The organism is Candidatus Flexifilum breve (assembly GCF_016713355.1).
In genome coordinates, this window is sequence record NZ_JADJPI010000019.1 from 81326 (window position 1) to 98871 (window position 17546).

The 17546-nt window shown below is 59.6% G+C and carries 15 protein-coding genes; 12 read left to right on the plus strand and 3 right to left on the minus strand.

Features of this window, described 5'->3' with window-relative positions; translation table 11 throughout:
* Positions 1–10 precede the first annotated feature (10 nt).
* Entirely contained in the window at positions 11–901 is an 891-nt protein-coding gene (locus IPK17_RS17500; RefSeq protein ID WP_343418979.1) for a tyrosine-protein phosphatase, read from the minus strand.
* On the minus strand, positions 901–5055 hold the full coding sequence (locus IPK17_RS17505) for a GAF domain-containing protein (protein ID WP_343418980.1): 4155 nt from the start codon (positions 5053–5055) through the stop codon (positions 901–903). The genes IPK17_RS17500 and IPK17_RS17505 overlap by 1 nt, the downstream gene beginning before the upstream one ends.
* 165 nt (positions 5056–5220) lie before the next feature.
* Between IPK17_RS17505 and IPK17_RS17510 the strand changes: the two genes are divergently transcribed.
* The 4 genes from IPK17_RS17510 (at position 5221) to IPK17_RS17525 (ending at position 9263) form a co-directional block, all read left to right on the plus strand.
* Complete coding sequence (locus IPK17_RS17510) at positions 5221–5631, plus strand: cobalamin B12-binding domain-containing protein (RefSeq protein WP_343419115.1); 411 nt, start codon at positions 5221–5223, stop codon at positions 5629–5631.
* On the plus strand, positions 5628–6620 hold the full coding sequence (gene meaB, locus IPK17_RS17515) for a methylmalonyl Co-A mutase-associated GTPase MeaB (RefSeq protein WP_343418981.1): 993 nt from the start codon (positions 5628–5630) through the stop codon (positions 6618–6620). Before IPK17_RS17510 ends, meaB begins: the two co-directional genes overlap by 4 nt.
* 160 nt (positions 6621–6780) lie before the next feature.
* The gene (locus tag IPK17_RS17520; RefSeq protein ID WP_343419116.1) at positions 6781–7782 is read left to right on the plus strand and encodes a ribose-phosphate diphosphokinase; all 1002 of its coding nucleotides are present in this window, start codon (positions 6781–6783) and stop codon (positions 7780–7782) included.
* 74 nt (positions 7783–7856) lie between these two features.
* On the plus strand, positions 7857–9263 hold the full coding sequence (locus tag IPK17_RS17525; RefSeq protein WP_343418982.1) for a GAF domain-containing sensor histidine kinase: 1407 nt from the start codon (positions 7857–7859) through the stop codon (positions 9261–9263).
* Here the strand turns inward: IPK17_RS17525 and IPK17_RS17530 are convergent.
* On the minus strand, positions 9260–10231 hold the full coding sequence (locus IPK17_RS17530; RefSeq protein ID WP_343418983.1) for an aldo/keto reductase: 972 nt from the start codon (positions 10229–10231) through the stop codon (positions 9260–9262). The two genes, IPK17_RS17525 and IPK17_RS17530, sit on opposite strands and share 4 nt — an antisense overlap.
* Before the next feature lie 171 nt (positions 10232–10402).
* Between IPK17_RS17530 and secA the strand changes: the two genes are divergently transcribed.
* From secA to IPK17_RS40600, 8 genes are all read left to right on the plus strand, one after another.
* Positions 10403–13204, plus strand: a complete 2802-nt coding sequence (secA, locus tag IPK17_RS17535) for a preprotein translocase subunit SecA (protein WP_343418984.1) — start codon at positions 10403–10405, stop codon at positions 13202–13204.
* Between the two features lie 14 nt (positions 13205–13218).
* Complete coding sequence (locus IPK17_RS17540; protein WP_343418985.1) at positions 13219–13566, plus strand: hypothetical protein; 348 nt, start codon at positions 13219–13221, stop codon at positions 13564–13566.
* The gene (locus tag IPK17_RS17545) at positions 13563–13853 is read left to right on the plus strand and encodes a hypothetical protein (protein ID WP_343418986.1); all 291 of its coding nucleotides are present in this window, start codon (positions 13563–13565) and stop codon (positions 13851–13853) included. Before IPK17_RS17540 ends, IPK17_RS17545 begins: the two co-directional genes overlap by 4 nt.
* Before the next feature lie 8 nt (positions 13854–13861).
* The gene (locus tag IPK17_RS17550) at positions 13862–14155 is read left to right on the plus strand and encodes a hypothetical protein (RefSeq protein ID WP_343418987.1); all 294 of its coding nucleotides are present in this window, start codon (positions 13862–13864) and stop codon (positions 14153–14155) included.
* Positions 14156–14521: 366 nt separating this feature from the next.
* Positions 14522–15559, plus strand: a complete 1038-nt coding sequence (add, locus tag IPK17_RS17555) for an adenosine deaminase (RefSeq protein WP_343418988.1) — start codon at positions 14522–14524, stop codon at positions 15557–15559.
* A complete protein-coding gene (locus IPK17_RS17560; RefSeq protein WP_343418989.1) occupies positions 15556–16416 on the plus strand; it encodes an MBL fold metallo-hydrolase in 861 nt (286 codons plus the stop codon). Before add ends, IPK17_RS17560 begins: the two co-directional genes overlap by 4 nt.
* A 260-nt stretch (positions 16417–16676) precedes the next feature.
* Positions 16677–17018, plus strand: a complete 342-nt coding sequence (locus IPK17_RS17565) for a hypothetical protein (protein WP_343418990.1) — start codon at positions 16677–16679, stop codon at positions 17016–17018.
* A 298-nt stretch (positions 17019–17316) separates the two neighbouring features.
* Positions 17317–17514: a WD40 repeat domain-containing protein gene (locus IPK17_RS40600; protein ID WP_350341640.1), complete on the plus strand. Its 198-nt coding sequence runs from the start codon at positions 17317–17319 to the stop codon at positions 17512–17514.
* The last annotated feature ends 32 nt before the right edge of the window (positions 17515–17546 follow it).

The window sequence follows — 17546 nt, forward strand, 5'->3', positions numbered from 1 at the left end:
GGATTAGGCGTTATTCCAGCAAATTCGCCCGGAGCGCGGCGATGTCCGCCGGCGTGAGACCAGCCTTGGTCAGCGCGTACTGCTCGACCGAGCCATACTGTTGCCGAATGTGCGCCAGCACGCCTTCGATCCAGCGCGGCTTGGCGACCAGAATCGGCGCGAGCACGTCGATGGGGATGCCCGTCGCCTGATACGTGCGGTTGTTCTTCGCCGTCAGGTAGACATGGTCATAGGCGAGGTTAGTGAGCGAGTAGTCCGCGCTGATCGTCGCATCCGGCACGCCGAGCAGACTCAACACCAGCGCCGCCGTGATCCCCGTGCGATCTTTGCCCGCCGTGCAGTGGAAGATCGTCGGCAGGTTAGCGGGATCGGTCATGATTTTCAGCGCCTGCCCGAACGCCGCCGCCGAGTTATCGACCATGCCGATGTAGGTCTGCCCGAACGCCGCGTCGATCTTGGCGATGTCGCCGCTGAACAGCGCCTTCCCGACCTGTCGTTCGTCGCTGCTGGCGCTGGCGCGCATGATCGGCAGGTTGACATAGCCGAGGCTATCTGCCGGGAAACGATGTGCCGACTCGGCCACTTCTTCCGGGTTGCGCAGGTCACACACGAATTTGACGTGCAGCGTGTTGAGCAGATAGTTAAGGTCGGCATCCGTCAGAGCGGCGAGGTCGCCGGAGCGGTAGAGCAACCCGGATTTGACTGTGTATCCATCACGGGTGCGGTAACCGCCAAGATCGCGAAAATTGACCGCCCCGGCCAGCGGGAGATCGGCGCTGTGGTCAGCACGCATCTCCGCTGTGGGGCGCGTGATGTACGACTGCGGCTCAATGGGCTGCGACTTCAAGCGGTGGAGCGCGCGCTGCGCCATCAGCTTGACGAGTACGGTGCGCAGCTGCATTACGAAGCCTTCTCTTTTTCTTCGGCCAGCGGCACCGTGAAATGGAAGGTCGTGCCGACGCCGACCGTGCTTTCAACCCAGATATCACCGCCATGCCGCTGCACCAACCCACGCGTGATCGTCAGGCCGAGGCCGGTGCCGGGCTGCTCACGCGCCAGCGGGTTATCGCTGCGGAAGTACGGCGTGAACAGGCGGGCGAGGTCTTCGGCGCTCATGCCGATCCCGCTGTCCTTGACGCTGAAGTGCACCATCGCCGGGAGCGGTCGCCCCTTGTTGTCGCGCAGGCTGCGGTCGACATATGTGCGCACATTGATGTCGCCCTGCTGCGGCGTATATTTGTGCGCGTTCGAGACGAGGTTCGTCAGCACCTGAATCAGGCGGTTCTGGTCGCCGCGAATGAGTGGGATGTCGTCCGGCACATCCACGACGAGATTTTGCCCCTTGTCTTCGATCTGCTTTTGCAGCGGGCGCAGTGTTTCGGTGACCACATTGCGCGGGCTGATGGCTGACAGCGTGATCTGCATGTTGTTGGTTTGCAGTTTGGTCACGTCGTTCAGATCGCTCACGATGGTGTTCATGCGCTCGGCATTGGCGCGGATCGTGGCGAGGAAGTTACGCTGCATGTCGTTGAGCGAACCGCCGCGCCCGGTCAGCAGCACGTCGGAGTAGCCGCGGATCGACGTGAGCGGGTTTTTGAGTTCGTGTGCGACAAACGACACAAATTCGCTCTTGGAGGCGTTCGCGCGCGTCAGTTCGTCGTAGAGCTGCGCGTTGGCGATGGCGATACTCGCATGGTCGGCGAGGCGCTGCAGGAACGGCAGATCGGCGAGGCGCAACCGCGGCTCCCGATTTGTCTCCAAAATCAGCACGGCGTTGACCACACCGCCCGACAGCATCGGTATCGTGATTTGCGAGAGGCCGCCGCGCAGCGACTTGGTGTAATTCGGATCGATGGTCACATCGGGCACGAGTTCAGCTTGCCGGGTGCGCAGCACGCGGCTGAGGATGCCCTTATCAACCGGGTAGAACCCGTCGACGGGTTCGGGCAGGTCTTCCGCCTCGTAGCCGACTTTGTAGACAATCTGGAAGCGCACCGGGTCAGGCAGCACGATGCCGAGCAGCCCCGCCGTGGCTTTGGTGTTGGTCAGCGCCCAGCGGACGGTGATTTCCGCCACCGTGATCAGTTCGAGCGAACGGTTCAGCTCAACGTCGATGCGTTCGAGCGTTTCCAGTTCGCCGACGCGCTGCGTGAGCTGCAAGTCGGTGAGTTCGAACAGACGCGCGTTTTCAATCGCGACCGCGGCCTGTCGGGCGAACGTCGTGAGCAGGTCACTATCATCACTGCTGAACGAGCCAGCGCCGCGCTTATTGAGCAGCTCCAGCACGCCGATCACGCGGTCTTGCGTGATGAGCGGCACGGCGACCACGCTGTTGGTCTGGAAAGCGCCTTTGGCGAATTCGCCGCCCCACCGGGGATCATTGCGCGCGTCGTTGACCAGCACCATCTTGCCCGTCGACGCGACTTCGCCGACGAGGCCGCGCTTCGCCGGGACGCGCCGCCCGATGATGTCCTGTCCGCCGCCGCCGACGGCCACCCGGAATTCCAGATCGTTCGTCCCGTCGTCAACGGTGAGCAGGAGCGACCCGGCTTCGGCGTTGAGGATGTCCGCCGCGCTCGACGTGATGAACTTGAGCAGTTCTTCGAGGTCGGCTTCGGCGGCCACCAATTGGCGGCTGATGTCGTTGAGCGCGGCGAGCTGACGGGCGCGCACGTTCGTCTCCGCGAACAACCGCGCCTTATCCAGCGAGGTCGCCGCGAGCGAGGCGATATCGACGAACACTTTCAACTGCTGGTCGCTGAACACGCGATCCGGCGTGGTCGAACCCGCCGCGATCACGCCGAGCGTGCGCCCGCCCGTGACCAGCGGCACCGCCATCCACGCCCTCAGGTTCTTGTCTTCATAGATGAAGTTACCGCCGTTCGCCGCGAGGCGCGCGCTGTAGTTCGCCACGGCCAGCGGCTGCCCGGTGCGAATCACTTCGCTGAACAGGTCGTTACCGAACGTCCAGCGGCGCTCTTCCTTGTCGTTGAAGCGTTCGCCGTCTTCGAGGAAGAAGGCGTGATACAGCTCATTGGTGTTGGCGTCGCGCAGCGTGATGTAAAAGTGCGTCAGGTTGAGCAGACGTTCCGACTGCGCGCTGATGAGTTCGAGCAGGTTGTCGTAATCGACTGTGAAGTTGACCGCTTGCGATACCTGGCTGAACACGTCGAGTTCGCGCACACGCTGTTCCAGCGATTCGACGACCTGCGCGCGTTCGACGGCGACGCTCATCTGCGAGGTCAGGTTCTGCAAGAAGCGAATTTCTTCGTAGGTGTACGCCGCGGCACGCGAACGCGGCGGCGCAATCACAAGGAAACCGACGAGCCGATCCGCGCCGCGCAGGCCGATGATGATCATCGCCTTGAGGATGCGCAGGCGTGGCCGTTCGACTACGAGGTCGCGTTCCCACGTTTCGCCCGGCAAGAACGTGATGAGCGGGTCGCCCTGCAGCAGCCGTTCGACAAGGCCGCTGGTCGGCGTGAAGCGCACATCGGTCGCTGCCGAGACGAAATCGTTGCTCTGCGTGTCCGGCTGGAAGATGAAGATCTGCGCGGGCAGCAGCGCCGTTTCGATCTGCATTTGCAGTTCAGTGACGATGCTGCGCAAGTCCGTAAGCGTGGTCAGCTTCTGGGCGAAAGCTTCGACGCGCGCCTGATAGTCGATGCGCTGCCGGAAGTAGATTGCGTCGATGCGCTCTTGCAGGCGCTGGCGCAGCGGGTTGAAGAACACCGCCGTCAGGAAGACCGACAGCGCGAGCAGCACGGGGTTATTCGCGCTGATATAGCCGCTGCTGATGATCGCCATGCTGAGCATGAGCAGGAAAAAGCCGATGATCACGCCGAACATCATCACCACGTAGGTGATTGCGCCGCTCAGAATGCGGTCGGTATCGACGGTGCGGTACTGAAGCGCGGCGTACGCCAGGCTGAGGAACGGCATAATCAGGAACGGCATGGAGGCCGATGTATTGAGCGGGACGAGCGCGCGGCCTTCCGGCGTTGGCGCGACCAGATTCAGCAGCCAGATGGCGATGACGATGAACGTCAGTGAAATGCCGATCAGGATGGTATTGCTCTGGTCGCGCACCATCGTTGATGGAGCGAGCACGCGGCTGCGCAGCGCGCCCAAGGTGAGCGCCACCGCGCCGAGCACGACAATCCCGGTTGCCCACTGCAGCATGACATTCCCGGACGGCGCATCCGGCGGGTTCTGATACATTTCAATGAAGATCAGCGCGAAAATGAACGTGATCGACGGGGGCAGCATGCGCAGCGCCGGATAACGCAGCGTGATGGCGAACTTCATCGGGAAGACGAGCGTCATGCCGATCAGCGCGCCGCCGAGCATACACGCGGCCAGCAGCCACAGCGGGACATACTGGTGTGAGGTATTCACGTCGAACAGGCCGATCATGAACGCGCCGGCCAGCATACACACCACCGCAACGTAACGCGTGGAAGCAATATTCGAGCGCAGAAACAACACGGCGATGCCGATGGCCAAGACCGCCACGCCGGATAGGAACGGCACAACGAAGAAGCCGAAGAATTCCGCGTCGATCAGGTAGCCGGGCACAAACGTCACCGTGCAGCGGGCGTTACTCGTGCCGTCCACCGGGACGCACGTTTCGGAACCGCTCTCCAGCGGCACATCGGGCGCTTGGTGGCGGAGAAATTCAAGAGTCAGGGGTTGGGTTGCGTCGAGCGTCGCGCGGATGGCATTTACGCGCTCCAGCGCCGCGCCGACATCACTGATGGGGAGCGCTTCGCCGTTGATGCCAACGATCTGATCGCCGCGCCGCATGCCCGCGTTCAAACCGGGGAACCCCTCGTCGGTCAGCGGCGTGCTGCCGTCGATCACCAGCGTGCGCGAGTACATTACGCCGAGGAAGGGCGCGCTGCGCCAGTCCAGCGCCGCCTGCAAATACAGCACGACGGCGACGACACAGACCACCAGTGAGAAGAGGACCAAGCCCACCCCAACGCGATTGTCGAGCTGCGTGAGATTGTGTAGAGAGAAGGATGGAGCACGGGTTTCCGCTGCAGCACTCATGGCAATTCACCGCTGGAACATCGAACATAAAACAAATGATAGCACAACCACTATGATTTGCTTCACGTTTTTGCCTTTATTTTGTGGGCGAGCGCTTCCCGATTGTTATAATGTTGGGTATGGCTTACCTAAGCCATTTGTGTAAACCACATAAATGGGAAAATGATGGTCGAACAGAGAGCGATACGCGTGCTGATCGCCAAGCCCGGGCTTGACGGTCATGATCGGGGGGCGAAAGTCATCGCCCGCGCCTTGCGTGATGCGGGGATGGAAGTCATCTACACGGGCCTGCGCCAAACACCAGAGATGATCGCCGAAGCCGCCCTACAGGAAGATGTCAACGTGGTCGGTTTGAGCATTCTCAGCGGCGCGCACATGGCGCTCGTCCCGCGCATCCGCGAAGTGATGAACGCTAATGGGCTGAGCGACGTTGCGCTGATCGTCGGCGGCATCATCCCCGATGCTGACAAAGCTGAATTGCAGACGCTGGGTGTGCAGGGCATTTTCGGGCCGGGCACGAACACCGAAGATATCGCCGCGTTTATTCGTGATCTGGTCGCCGCGAAACCCGCATGACGCAGCTTGTTCCAGAACTGCTGGCGGGCAATCGCCGCGCGCTTGCCCGCCTGTTGACGTTGGTCGAAAACGACCAGGCTGAAGCCGAACTCTCCCAGCTCTACGCGCATACCGGCAAAACGTGGGTGCTCGGCGTGACGGGCGCGCCCGGCACGGGCAAATCCACGCTGGTCAACGAAATCACCAAAGCTTACCGTCAGGCGGGTAAAACCGTCGGCATCATCGCCGTCGACCCGACGAGTCCGTTCTCCGGCGGCGCAATCCTCGGCGACCGCATCCGCATGCGGGATCTCTCCACCGACCCCGGCGTCTTCATTCGCAGCATGGCGACCCGCGGCAACCTCGGCGGCCTCGCCCGCACCACGCGCGACGCGATTCGCGTGCTCGACGCGGCGGGCTACCAGATCGTGATCGTGGAGACGGTCGGCGCCGGGCAGAACGAAGTCGATATCGTCCGCGCCGCGCACACGACGATTGTCGTAGAAGCGCCCGGCCTCGGCGACGAAGTGCAGGCGATCAAAGCGGGCATCCTCGAAATTGCCGACCTGCTGGTCGTCAACAAGGCGGATCGGCAGGGCGTCGCGCACACTATCAATGCGCTCAAGATGATGCTCGAACTCGGCCACCCGGTCGAAAAAGTCAATCATCACGGGCGGGCGCTGACGGCCACGACCCCGCCACCCGCCACGCCGACGCGCTTTTGGCTGCCGCCGATTTTGCAGACGGTCGCGGCGGAGGGCAAAGGCATTGACGAAGTCCTCGCCGCTGTGGACAATCATCGCCGTCACTTAGAAGAAACGCAGGGTTTACAGGCGCTCGAAGCGGAACACTTGCGCATCGAATTACTCGACCGGCTGCGCGACGGTCTGCTGGCGCGCTTGCTGCGCGAACTCCCACCAGATGCACTGGCTCGGCTCGTCGGGCAGATGCAAGCGCGGGAGATCGATCCGCACAGCGCGATCAAGACGTTGATGGGCAAACTTTCGTAGGGGCAAAGCGGGTTTTGCCCCTTTAGACCACCCTCCTTAAGTACTTGCCGGCATTGTTTAATATTCGCTGTGCTTTGCGGCGGCGTTCGTTAAATTGGTGTAATATTGAGTTGAGCAGTGTAGGCAGGGGGCGCGGATGGTTGTTCGGATTACTTCGAAAGTGCCGGGAACGAAGTATGTTCCCAGTTCGCAAAACGACGAAATCCTAGTACCGGGGCAGTTCGGTCGAATTCTCCTTTTTCCGGGGTCTGCATCACAAGAGCTGGGCAAAGAAATTGCAGACTTTTTGGGAACGCATGTCGGGCAATATAAGCGTACAGTCTTCCCAAACGAAAACATTTTCATTCAGTTGAAGGAAAGCGTCCGCGGTCAGGACGTTTACCTCGTCCAAACGCTGGCGTCACCGATCCACGAGAGCATCTTCGAGATGCTCATCATGATCGACACGCTCAAGCGCGACTCCGCGGGGCGCATCAATGTCGTCATCCCGTATCTCTCCTATGCCCGGTCGGATAAGAAAGATCAGCCGCGGGTCGGCATCACGGCGCGTCTGCTCGCCAACCTGATTGAGACAGCCGGGGCGGATCGGTATATCACCATTGATCTGCACGCGGGGCAAATTCAGGGCTTCTTCAACATCCCCGGCGACGCGCTGACCGCCTTCCACCTGTTGAGTGACTACTTCTTCGAAAAAGCCATTGAAAATCTGGTGGTCGTCTCCACCGACCTCGGCTTTGCGAAGAAGGGGCGCAACTGGGCGGAGAAACTCGGCACGCCGCTCGTCATCATCGAGAAGCGCCGCACAGGTAACGATTCCAAGTCGGAAGCGTTGTCCATCATCGGCGATGTGCGTGGCAAAAACGTGCTCCTCGTGGACGATGAAGTGCTCACGGGCGGATCGATTGCCAACGCCGCGCAGCTCGTCCGCGATAACGGCGCGCAGGATGTGTATCTCGCCTTCACGCACCCGGTGTTAGCGCCGGGCGGCGTGCAGAAGCTCGCGGAAATCGGCCTCAAAGAGATTGTCACCACCAACACGCTCCCCATGCCGCCGGAAAAACAGCTCCCGAACATGAAGGTGCTGTCGGTCGCACCGCTGCTGGCCGCCGTCATCCTGCGCGCGAATCAGGGTCGCAGTGTTGGCGAGCTTTTCAACGAATAGGTGTATAGTAGATGTAAGGGCAAGTTTAATTAATTTGCCCTTATGTCAGCTCTAGCTCGTTGAGGTTTTCTACCATGCGCGGCCACCACGAAGCGTCTAGATCTGTACTGCATGAGCGTCTACTCGCGTTTGAACGGACACTGCGCACGGTTGTAGGTGCGGAGTGCGAACTCGTGCAACAGATGGCAGAACTGCGCCGGGATATCGCGACGGAAGTTGAACGCCAGAGCCAATTGCTCGCCGGCATTAACACGGCGGCAATCCGTTTACTGCGGGCCGAACGCTGGCGGGCCGAAATTGCGGACATTCTACGCCTGCTCGGCGAAGCGAGCGGAGCTGACCGCGTCGGTGTGATCAAAATCCGCGCGGACAACGGGGACCGCCCCAAGGCCGATCTGCTGTACGGATGGGATCGGATCGATCCAGTGAGCGCCCAAAACCCCAACTTCCAGAACATTGACATGCTCGCCTGGGGCTTCGGTCCAATGCTTGAAAACTTCCACGATGCCAAAGCCTTCTATTTTCACCGTTCGGAACGCCCCGCCAACCAGATTGTTGCCGACGATCACCAAAGCAGTCTGAATTTCCCAATCTTCGTCAACGGCGCGTTGTGGGGCTGTCTCATTTTTGCGACCACCCAGGCCGAACACGACTGGCTAGCCGCCGAATTGGACGCGCTGCAAATCACCGCCAGCATCTTCGGCGCAACCATCGAACGGGAGCTGGCCGAGGCGACCGCGATCGAGCGCAACCGCCTGCAATTGGAACTGCAACACGAACATGAACTGAATACGACCAAGACGCAGATCATGCGGATGATCTCGCATGAGTTCCGCACCCCACTGGCGATCATCATGTCGTCGAGCACGCTGCTGCACAACTACTACGAGCGCATGACGATCAATGAGCAGCACGACAAACTCGATACCATTCAGCAGCAGGTCGATCAGTTGGAGTATCTGCTTGAACGCGTGACCGAAGCGCTGCATGAATCCGGCCCCCAGCAGCCGTTCCAGCCGATCAAGTGTAACCTTGAACTCATCTGCCAACTGCATCTGGTCGAAGCCCAAGCCAAACTCGGCAGCCGCCACCGCCTGCAGCTCGTCAGCGATGGCACGCTCACCGAAGCCTATGTTGACGAGTACCTCGTGCATCGCATTCTGACTAACCTGCTCTCCAATGCGATCAAGTATTCAACCGACAACACTGAAATCCAACTGCGCCTCTCCGCCGACGGTGACAACGCCATCATCGAGGTCGAGGATCAGGGCATCGGCATCTCGCTCAAAGAGCAAACGCGCCTGTTCGAGCAGTTCTACAAGACAACCAATGCCGAAAACATCAGTGGCATCGGGCTGGGCTTGAGCATCGTGCGCGAGTGCGTCGAACGCCACCACGGCAAGATCAGCGTGCGCAGTGAGATTGACCTAGGTACAACGTTCACCGTGCGGCTGCCCATGCGCGCCGCGCAAACCGCTTAGAACTTCTCCGTCAACCCTTCTAAGCTGGCGATCTCTTCCGGCGCGAGCAGGACGCCGACTGCGCCGAGCGTCTCTTCCAACTGTTCCACCGTGCGCGCGCCGACGATGGGGCTGGTGATGCCCGGTCGCTGCAGCATCCACGCCAGCGCGATCTGCGCCAATGGCACATCATGCACAACCGCGATGCGCCGCACTTCATCGACCACATCGTAAGCGCGATCATCGTCCACCAGCCGCTTGATCAGACCGCTCTCGGACCGCGAGGTATCCGGGTCGCGGTTTTCCCGCGTGTACTTGCCCGTCAGAAACCCCGCCGCCAAGGGGCTGTAGGGAATCACGCCAATACCCTGATCGTGGCAGACGGCCTCCAACTCGCGCTCATATTCCGAGCGGTGCAGCAGGCTGTAGTGCGGCTGCAGACAATCAAACCGTGTCAGGTGCTGCACATCGCTGATCCACAGCGACTTCATCAGCAGCCACGCCGGGTAGTTGCTCGCGCCGACATAGCGCACCTTGCCGTCGTGCACCAGTTGATCGAAGGCGGCGAGCGTCTCGTCAAGCGGCGTTTCGTCGTCGGGGTAATGCGCCTGATACAGATCGAGGTAGTCCGTCCCCAGACGGCGCAGGCTGTCCTCCGCCGCTTTGACGATGTGCGCGCGGCTGAGCCCCTGCCCGTTCGCGCCCTCCCACATCGGGCCGCGCACCTTGGTCGCGATCACAACCTCGTGGCGGGGAACAGCACGATCTTTCAGCCACTGGCCGATGATCGTCTCCGATTCGCCGCCCTTATTCCCTTTGATCCAGTAGGAATAGATATCGGCGGAGTCAAAGAAGTTGATGCCCGCTTCGACCGCCCGATCCATGATGGCAAACGAGGTCGCCACATCAGCGGACCAGCCAAACGTCATTGTCCCTAAACACAAACTGCTCACCTTGAGCCCGGTACGGCCCATGCGGCGCTGTTCCATCGTCCCCCTCCTCAATTGCTTAGCAGTAGAATGGGGTGGAATCATACTCCCTGTGCCGAGCGCGTCCAAACGCCGACGGGAGCCGTCTCGTGATATTTTCTAACGGGTTGCTGATACCGCTGTGCTATAATGCCGTGCTTGACGTATGTATACCCATCAACTGAGGCTGGTATGCTCAACAATTTGCTGAAAAAGGTCGTTGGCGATCCCATTGCCCGCGCCATGGCAGGTTATCGACAGGTAGTTGATAAAGTTAACGCCTTCGAACCCGCATTGAAGAAACTGAGCGACGACGAGCTGCGCGGTAAGACCGACGAGTTTAAACGCCGCCTAGCTGGGGGCGAAGTGCTGGAAGAGATTCTTCCCGAAGCCTTCGCCGTGGTTCGCGAAGCGGCGGTGCGCACCGTTGGCATGCGCCACTATGATGTGCAGATGATCGGCGGTATGGTGCTCAACGAAGGCCGCATCGCCGAAATGAAGACAGGTGAAGGCAAAACCCTCGTCGCCACCCTGCCGCTGTATTTGAATGCGTTGATGGGCAAGGGCGCGCACCTCGTGACGCCCAACGACTATTTGAGCAAGGTCGGCGTCCAGCAGATGGGGCCGATTTACACGTTCCTCGGCATGAAAGTCGGCGTAATCCAGAACAGCGGCACGGGCGACCCGAACGCCGGATCGTTCATCTTCGACCCGACCTACCCCTCCGAAGATGCCCGCTTCCAGAATCTGCGCCCGGTCAAACGCGCCGAAGCCTACGCGGCGGATATCACCTACGGCACAAACAACGAATTCGGCTTCGACTACCTGCGCGATAACATGGTCTCGGATTTGCGCCAGCTCGCGCAGCGCGACCTGTACTACGCCATCGTCGACGAAGTGGACAACATCCTCATCGACGAAGCGCGGACGCCGCTCATCATCTCCGGTCAGGCGGACGAACCGTCGGATCTCTACGCCAAATTCGCGCAGGTCGTGCGCCGCTTTGAAGAGAGCAGCCCCGAAAGCGTCGACAATGACGAGCCCGACGGCGATTACGTGGTGGATATCAAAGACCGGGTCTCGTTCCTGACCGAACGCGGCATCGAAAAGGTGGAACGCGCGCTCGGCATCAGCGACGAACTCTACCACGAGAAGAACAGCGAACTCATCCCCTACCTTGACAATTCGCTGCGCGCCAAAGCCTTGTATCACCTCGACAAAGAGTACGTCATTCAGGACGGCCAAATCATCATCGTCGACGAGTTCACCGGGCGCTTGATGTATGGCCGTCGCTTCTCCGAAGGTCTGCATCAGGCGATTGAAGCCAAAGAAGGCGTGCAGATTCGCCGCGAAAACCTGACGCTGGCGACCATCACCTTCCAGAACTTCTTCCGTATGTACAAGAAGCTTGGCGGTATGACCGGTACGGCGATGACGGAAGCGGAAGAATTCGAGAAGATTTACGATCTCGAAGTCGTCCCCATTCCTACGCACCGCCCCATGATCCGCAAAGATCACGACGATCTGGTCTACGGTACGGAGGCGGCCAAGTTCAAGGCGGTCGTCGAAGAGATCAAGGAACACCAGCAGCGCGGGCAACCCGTGCTCGTCGGTACCGTCGCCATCGAAACGTCCGAGCGCCTGAGCAGCGCCCTCAAGCGCGCGGGCATCAAGCATGAAGTGCTCAACGCGAAGCAGCACGAACGCGAAGCCGACATCATCGCGCAAGCGGGGCGTCCCGGCGTCGTGACCATCGCCACCAACATGGCCGGTCGTGGCGTCGACATTCTGCTCGGCGGCAATCCGGAAGGGCTGGCGCGCGAACGCCTGCGCAAGCAGGAACGTGATATCACGCAGGTATCCCCGGAAGAATATAAGGCGCTGGTAGCGCAGGTCACCCAGGAAATCGCCACTGATCGCCAGAAGGTGATTGCCGAAGGCGGTCTGTTCGTGCTCGGTACGGAACGCCATGAAGCCCGCCGCATCGACAACCAGCTCCGCGGTCGTTCCGGTCGTCAGGGCGACCCCGGCGAGTCACGCTTCTTCCTCAGCCTCGAAGATGACCTGATGAAGCGCTTCGGCGGTGACCGCGTCAAGAACATCATGAATTGGGCGAAAATCCCCGAAGACGAACCGATTGAACACAGCATGGTCACCAAGTCGCTGACGCAGGCGCAGGTGCGCGTCGAAGGCCACAACTTCGACATCCGTAAGCGCGTCCTCGAATACGACGATGTGGTCAACAAGCAGCGTGAGGTAACCTACGCCCAGCGGCGGGATGTGCTGGAACGCACCGATCTACGTGATGAATATCTCTCGATTACTTCCGAACAAGTGGGCAAACTCATCGATGAGTTCGCCGACGATCCCAAAAATCGCGAAGCATGGGACGTCGAAACGCTCCATCACCAGTTGTTCACCCTCTTCCCCGTCCCGGATTGGCTGACACCTGAGCGCATGCTGGAAGCGGAAAACCTCGACCAGCTTGAGGAAACCATCCTCGATGGGCTGCAGGAAGCTTACGACAAAAAAGTCGCGGATGTCGGCGAAGATATGATGAAGTGGGCGGAACGCATGGTGATGATCGGCGCAATTGATCATCATTGGCGGCGGCACCTGACCGACCTCGACGTACTGCGCGAAGGGATCGGTTTGATGGCGGTGGCGCAGCGCGATCCGCTCGTCGAATACAAGCGCGAAGCCTTCGACATGTGGGAAGCGCTGCAGGAAGAGATCAAGCTGCAGGCGGCGCGCAATATCTTCCGCGTGCAAGCGCCCAACCAGCAGCAGACGGTCATGCGGCAGCTCATCAACGCGCCGACGCGGGTGCAGGCCGTCCGCCCCGGCGCGGCGGCGACGAGCAAACCGGAACCGGTGCGCAAGACGGCGAAATCCGCGCCCGGGCGCAATGATCCCTGCTGGTGTGGCAGCGGTAAGAAGTACAAGAACTGTCACTTGAAGTCGGATGAGCGCGGCGAAACACAGCCCGTGTAGCGAAGGTAAGTACAATGACGACTAAGCAAGACGATGCGAAGCTGCTCGACTTCGTCAGACAAAAGCTGAATTCGTTCGTCAAATGGGACTTGGTTCGGTTTTTCCATGACAACCCGTTCGCCGCCGATACCGCCGACAATATCGCGCGGTATACCGGCCGCGAACCCTATCTCGTCCGGAACGATCTCGGCGCGCTGACTGTCGACGGGATCGTTCAGGTGAGCACGATCGCGGAACGGCAGGTCTATCGCCTCGGCAAAGACCCGGATGTCCGCGAACTGATTCACAGCTTCGTCATCGCGTGCGATGACTCCAAGTTCCGGGAACGCGCGATTCAGGAAGTCATCGAAGGCTTAGAGTGAGCACTGAGAGCTTCAGCCAACTGCTCACGCTGTATTCGTGGTTTCCGTTGGCGGCGCTGCTGTTCTTCCTGCTCTTGATCGCGCGGCTGTATGAGCGCTTCTCCGGGGAGAAAACGCGCTATCGCCTGTTCGTGATCCCGATTGTGCTGTTCGGGATCTACACGGTGTACCAGACGAATCAGGCGTCCGGCGACAGCTTCATCATGGGGCTGCTGCCGGCGGTGGGTGGGCTGCTCTTAATCGGATTGTGCGTTCAGTTGTACCGCAAGATGATGGATCACACGTAAGGTGCTGCATGCAAGCCATCGGTCAGTTGGGGATAGTGTTCGCCTTGATCGTCCTCGCCCAATTGAGCAAGCAGCTCGGCATGATGACGCATGCCAAACCTTACTATCGCGGTTTCTATGTGGCGGCGCTGCTGCTGCTGGTGAGCAGCGCCGTTCGCCTCCTCAATGACTTTCTCCTCCGGCAAGATACCTCCCAGATCGGTTGGGTCATCCTGTATGACGGCCTGCCCGCCATCGCGATCAGCCTCGGCGTGGTCGTCGCGTGGCGCTATTGGAGCTGGCTCCTCGCCGAACGGGATTAAGCGCACCGGCACATCCGCGGTTACTGATCCCACCCCCGACGAGGGGCAGGTTTTCAATTGTAGGGACGAGGCATGCCTCGTCTCCTTGGCTAACACGGCTGTCACCCAGTTTGGAAAAGCTCTTTTGCCTTTATTGATGACAGGATTTGTGTCTAGGAAAGACAGGACGAGGCATGCCTAGTCCCTACAGGGTTTTGGCTGAGCTGAGGGGGTGAGGTTGCCTCTTTACCGCCATCCCAAAGACCCAAATACCCTTCCCCTACCAAACACCCCAGAAATTGGCTCACCTGTTCGGACGGCCTTCATTGGCAGAACAGGGTTATAGCGTATATAGTAAGTAAAAATCGCTGCTAGAGAGTAACCTCATTGATCAACGATGATTTGATCGCCACCGCGCGCGCCCTCCCCAAAATAGAGCTGCATCGCCATCTCGAAGGGTCGCTGCGTCTCGAAACCCTCATCGGCATTGCGCTGGAATATGAGCTGACCCTGCCCGCCTTCAGTGCGGAGACGCTGCGCCCGTACGTGCAGATGATGCCGGACGAGGAGCGATCCTCCAAGCGATTTCTCGGCAAGTTCGCGGTGCTGCGCCAGTTCTACCGCTCGGAGAAGGTGATCAAGCGGGTGACGCAGGAAGTCATCGCCGATGCCGCCGCCGACAACATCAAATATATGGAACTGCGCTTCACCCCGCAGGCGCTCAACAATATTATGCACTGCGACTATGCGACGGTCGTCGAATGGGTGTGCGCCGCGACCAAAGACGCCTGCGCGCAGCACGACATCACCGTCAAGCTCATCCTGTCGATGAACCGCCACGAGAGCGTCGGCATCGGCGAACTAGTGCTGCAGGCAGCGCTCGACTACCAGCAGGCGGGCGTGGTCGGCATCGATCTGGCGGGTCAGGAAGATGGTTATTCCGGCCTGCCGTTCAGCGATCTGTTTCAGGATGCGAAAGCCGCTGGCCTCGGCGTGACGATCCACGCGGGCGAATGGTCGGGCGCGCACAACGTCCGCGAAGCCGTCGAGCAGTTGAACGCGGATCGCGTCGGGCACGGCATCCGCGCCGCCGAAGACGCCAACGTGGTCGCGCTGCTGCGCGAACGCGGCACGGTGCTGGAAGTGTGCCCGCAGAGCAACATCGACAGCGGCGTCGTGGAAACGTACGGGGTGCATCCGCTGCTGCCGCTCTACCGGAGCGGTGTCAAGACGACCATCAACACCGACGACCCGCTCATCTCTGACATCACCCTGAGCGACGAATTCGCGAATACCATGCAGCACGGCGGCCTGACGCTGGCCGACGTGAAAGCACAAACGCTCACCGCGGCTCGCTCCGCCTTCCTGCCGGAAGCGGAACGGAGCGCGCTCGTGGCGCAGTTCGAAACGTGGTTGAGTGCATGATTCAGCTCGGCGAGTTTCAACTGTCCCTGATAAACGACTGCTCGATTCAGGTCGATACGGGCGGCGCGTTCGGGTTGGTGCCGCGCGCGCTCTATCAAGACCTGATGCCCGTCGATGTGGCGACGAACACCGTCCCCATGACGCATCACGCGCTGCTCATCCAGACGGGGACGCAGAACATCCTCGTAGATGTGGGCTACGGCGACAAACTGAGCGACAAGCAGAAGGCGTTCATGCAGTTGCAGCGCTCCGACGGCGGCTTGATCGGCGGGCTGGCGCGCAAGGGACTGAAACCGGAAGACATTCATCTGGTGATCGACACGCACCTGCACAACGATCACTGCGGCGGCAACACCACGCTGATCGATGGGCAGCCCGTCGCCGTGTTTCCCAACGCCGAATACGTGGTGCAGCGCCGCGAGTTTGAGGACGCCATGCGCCCCAACGAGCGCACGCGCGCCACCTACATCCTCGACAACTATGAGCCGCTGGTCGCCAGCGGGCAAATGCGCCTGCTCGACGGCGACACCGAACTCGCGGCGGGGATTACCGGGGTGGTGTCGCCGGGACACACGCCCGGTCACATGAGCGTGCGCCTGCACAGCGGCGGACAGTGGGCGGCCTTCGTGTGCGACCTCGCCTCCTACGCCATTCACTTTGAGCGCCTCGGCTGGATGACGGGCTACGACGTCGAACCGCTGGTCACGCTGGAGAGCAAGCGCGTGTGGCAGGCGTGGGCGCTGGACACGGACGCCCTGCTCATCTTCCCGCACGACCCGCTGCGCCCGATGGGCCGCCTGACCGAAGACGCCAAAGGCCGCCGTGTCGTCGTCAAGGTCGACGAGCCGTACGTGTAAGCCCCTTCACGATCCGATGCAGCAGACGCGCTGACTCGCCTCCCACTGACCGGGCTTCGCCTGCATATTGCCGAACAGTCCATACATCCGCCGTTCGCCTTTCCAAGTTTCCGTCAAAATCCGCATATTAGTTAAAATTGTAATGGCTTTCGCTGGAGAGTGTCGCGTATTTCTATATCGAATTTAGAATAGGAACTGGGGAGATTTTCTATCTTGATTCAATTATATGTGAACGATCTGGTTAGTTGGGAAAAACATAAATGAAATTTGGAGATCAAATGTTAGGGTCTTGGATAGCTATCTTACTTTTATTGCTGGCTCCAACTTATAGGGTGGCAGCAGCAACGAATTGCGTTCCAATAACAAGTAGGAACCTTGATGATCTCGAACCTTACATCACAATCCACCAAGGAGATTTTGTTGACCTCAGTTGGTCTCCAGATTCAACGAAACTCGCTGTCTCTGGAAATGGAGGCATCCTATTGGTTTCACCACAATCTCAGGAGATCAATCAAGCGATTACATTTGCTGTTGAGCAAGTCGGCGACAACGAATATCTGCCTACGGCTCCTAGATCATCGATGCAGTTTGGAATACGATAACTTTTCGCGACTCACTCAGTCTTGACGAGTTTAGTACAAGTGCTCCGACAGACGCGGTTGTGCGTGACATTGCCTTGACTCCAAATGGGCGTGTGCTAGCAGGGGTAAGCAACAACTACGGTTATGGTGGTCAGGCTTATTTAACTCTTTGGGACATGAACACATTTGAACAGTTAACAACGATTGAAACAAATTCTGGGAGTGTGAGCGTAAGTTTCAATCCAAACGGAGACATCATGGCGATTGGGGAGCGGAGGAAATTTACCTATGGGAAATACCAACCAGCGACATCTCAGAAATTGCTGACCACGAATCCCACCGTCTCGAAGGGCACATAGGCGAAGTTCAAAGTGTTGCCTTCAGCCCAGATGGTCGATTTCTGGCGTCAGCCAGTGTCGATCTTTTGCTGCAGAGCGAAGATGGAAATGTGATTATTTGGGGGTATGTTCATAAGGTCTATGTTATCGATGCAAACGCGATACCCGTTCGTAAATGAGTGTGGCACATCTGAACAGATGCGACGAGTGA

Excerpts from the sequence above, each read along its gene's own strand:
- IPK17_RS17500 (WP_343418979.1), bottom strand. The coding sequence starts at position 901 with ATGCAGCTGCGCACCGTACTCGTCAAGCTGATGGCGCAGCGCGCGCTC.
- IPK17_RS17505 (WP_343418980.1), bottom strand. The coding sequence starts at position 5,055 with ATGAGTGCTGCAGCGGAAACCCGTGCTCCATCCTTCTCTCTACACAAT.
- IPK17_RS17510 (WP_343419115.1), top strand. The coding sequence starts at position 5,221 with ATGGTCGAACAGAGAGCGATACGCGTGCTGATCGCCAAGCCCGGGCTT.
- meaB (WP_343418981.1), top strand. The coding sequence starts at position 5,628 with ATGACGCAGCTTGTTCCAGAACTGCTGGCGGGCAATCGCCGCGCGCTT.
- IPK17_RS17525 (WP_343418982.1), top strand. The coding sequence starts at position 7,857 with ATGCGCGGCCACCACGAAGCGTCTAGATCTGTACTGCATGAGCGTCTA.
- IPK17_RS17530 (WP_343418983.1), bottom strand. The coding sequence starts at position 10,231 with ATGGAACAGCGCCGCATGGGCCGTACCGGGCTCAAGGTGAGCAGTTTG.
- secA (WP_343418984.1), top strand. The coding sequence starts at position 10,403 with ATGCTCAACAATTTGCTGAAAAAGGTCGTTGGCGATCCCATTGCCCGC.
- IPK17_RS17540 (WP_343418985.1), top strand. The coding sequence starts at position 13,219 with ATGACGACTAAGCAAGACGATGCGAAGCTGCTCGACTTCGTCAGACAA.
- IPK17_RS17550 (WP_343418987.1), top strand. The coding sequence starts at position 13,862 with ATGCAAGCCATCGGTCAGTTGGGGATAGTGTTCGCCTTGATCGTCCTC.
- IPK17_RS17560 (WP_343418989.1), top strand. The coding sequence starts at position 15,556 with ATGATTCAGCTCGGCGAGTTTCAACTGTCCCTGATAAACGACTGCTCG.
- IPK17_RS17565 (WP_343418990.1), top strand. The coding sequence starts at position 16,677 with ATGAAATTTGGAGATCAAATGTTAGGGTCTTGGATAGCTATCTTACTT.